This window comes from Sphingomonas sanguinis, assembly GCF_001476905.1.
GTDB classification, from domain to species: Bacteria; Pseudomonadota; Alphaproteobacteria; order Sphingomonadales; family Sphingomonadaceae; genus Sphingomonas; species Sphingomonas sanguinis_B.
In genome coordinates, this window is sequence record NZ_LDTE01000197.1 from 1 (window position 1) to 1075 (window position 1075).

Genomic DNA, 1075 nt, shown 5'->3' on the forward strand with positions numbered 1-1075 from the left:
GACCTTTCTTGTTCAGGATCAAATGTAAGCGATGCAGGTGCTGAACAGAGGCTGATCATGCCCCCGCTGGACAGGGGGAGCGAGCGCCCCTTAGGCTGGACGCCGGGCGATAGAGGCAGGGTATGATCGAGACGCTGGCCATTTCGGGATATCGCTCGCTGCGCGATGTGGTCGTGCCGCTGGCACCGCTGACCATCGTCACCGGCCCGAACGGCAGCGGCAAGTCCAGCCTCTACCGCGCACTGCGCCTGTTGTCCGATGTCGCGCAGGGGCGGGTGATCGCCTCGCTGGCGGCGGAGGGCGGGTTGAACTCGACCTTATGGGCGGGGCCGGAAAAGTTCAGCCGGGGGATGAAGAGCGGTGATGTGCCGGTGCAGGGGACGCGGCGCGACGGACCGGTTAGCCTGAAACTGGGCTTTGCGTCCGCCGATTATGGCTATGCGATAGATTTGGGGCTGCCCATCCCGGGCTCGACGCGGTTCCTGCACGACCCCGAGATCAAGGTGGAGGCACTGTGGATGGGCCCCGCCATCGGACGGGCCAACCTGATCGCGGAGCGGCGCGGCGATCATGCGCGGGTGCGCCGGGCCGGGGATGGCACCTGGCGCACGGATGGGCGGGCGATGGCGTCGTTCGACTCGATGGTCACCCACTGGGCCGATGGCGGCGACGGACTGGAGCTGCTCGCCCTGCGCGAGCGGATGCGCGGCTGGCGCTTCTATGACGATCTGCGGACCGATCGCGACGCGCCCGCACGGCGGCCACAGGTGGGCACCTTCACCCCGGTCCTGGCGGGCGACGGCGGCGATATCGGCGCGGCGATCCAGACCATCTTCGAGATCGGCGAGGGCGATGCGCTGGCCGACACCATCGCCGATGCCTTTGACGGGGCGACGCTGCAGGTCGGCGAGCGGTTCGAGGTGATGATGCGCCAGCACGGGCTGCTCCGCCCGCTCTCGGTGGCCGAGCTGTCCGACGGGACGCTGCGCTATATCCTGCTCGCCGACCTGCATCCGTCTCTTATCCACTTCTGACGCTGCCGACGCACTTACGCTTACACCTGCCGTTGTGAAGG

Annotated in this window: 1 protein-coding gene; it reads left to right on the top strand. The window is 67.6% G+C overall.

Annotated elements, in window-relative coordinates; genetic code table 11:
• Nucleotides 1-122: 122 nt before the first annotated feature.
• Nucleotides 123-1034: an AAA family ATPase gene (locus SB4_RS18535; RefSeq protein WP_058753729.1), complete on the top strand. Its 912-nt coding sequence runs from the start codon at nt 123-125 to the stop codon at nt 1032-1034.
• Nucleotides 1035-1075 lie beyond the last annotated feature (41 nt).

Bases quoted from the DNA above. Each gene is read 5' to 3' on its own strand.
- SB4_RS18535 (WP_058753729.1), top strand. From the start codon at position 123: ATGATCGAGACGCTGGCCATTTCGGGATATCGCTCGCTGCGCGATGTG.